Annotated in this window: 1 protein-coding gene; it reads left to right on the forward strand. The window is 21.5% G+C overall.

Annotation, left to right across the window (positions count from 1 at the left end):
- Positions 1-109 precede the first annotated feature (109 nt).
- A partial coding sequence (locus RI68_RS02045; protein WP_038104557.1) for a hypothetical protein occupies positions 110-483 on the forward strand: 374 nt, incomplete at its 3' end.

Raw genomic sequence — 483 nt, forward strand, 5'->3', positions numbered from 1 at the left:
TTTTTAATCAATTGCTTAGTGAAGGGAAAATTTTAAAATAAGAGAAGAAGAAAAAATAAAATTAAAAAATTTTATATTAGGTGGACTATTTTTAATCATTGCTTATCAATTGGTTTATTTTATTTCTTCGGAAATAATTTATAAAACTCATTTTTTCCAAGTTTTTACTAGAAAAATTGTGAACGAAGAAACAAAAAGAATTTTAGATTTATACATTAAAATTGAGTATAACAGTTTTTATTCTCTTATGATAATAGTTTATTTTGGTTCTTTTGCATGGTGGGCTTGCATAACTCCTTATTTAATTTATAAATATTTAGATAAAAAAGCGATTAAGCAATTATTTTTTTCTTTGCTTTTGTTTTTACTTGTCGCTATGGTTATTTTTTTTCTTTTGCCTTTAGAAATCGAAGCAAAAGATCAATGGAAAGAACAAATTGAAGGAAATGAAAATTTTTTAAATAAAATAATAATTTTTCTTTA

Origin of the sequence: Vaccinium witches'-broom phytoplasma str. VAC (genome assembly GCF_000309405.1) — a bacterium.
Classification (GTDB): domain Bacteria; phylum Bacillota_I; class Bacilli_A; order Acholeplasmatales; family Acholeplasmataceae; genus Phytoplasma.